At 49.8% G+C, this 241-nt stretch carries 1 pseudogene; it reads right to left on the bottom strand.

Annotated elements, in window-relative coordinates:
• Window positions 1–185: pseudogene (locus tag SB773_RS34265) on the bottom strand (glycine cleavage system aminomethyltransferase GcvT); the annotation flags it as partial.
• Window positions 186–241: the final 56 nt, after the last annotated feature.

The raw sequence follows: 241 nt of genomic DNA, 5'->3' as shown, positions 1-241 counted from the left end.
GGCCCTTCTATCGTCACTTCGCCCATGTGGGATACATCGAACAAGCCAGCCAACGTCCGCACGGCATGATGCTCTTCGATAATGCTGCTAAATTGAACAGGCAGCTCCCATCCGCCAAAATCAATGACCTTGGCACCATAGTTGGCATAGAGCGGGAACAAAGGCGTTCTTTTTAATGCTCCCATCCTGGTTTTCTCCCCCAGTCATTTATTTCATGATGCGCTCTTTAATTGCTGCTCCC

Source organism: Bacillus sp. SIMBA_074, from assembly GCF_046534555.1.
Taxonomy (GTDB): Bacteria; Bacillota; Bacilli; order Bacillales; family Bacillaceae_G; genus Bacillus_A; species Bacillus_A mycoides.
The sequence above is the reverse complement of the archived record's forward strand: the minus strand, read 5'-3'. Positions and strand labels throughout refer to the sequence as shown.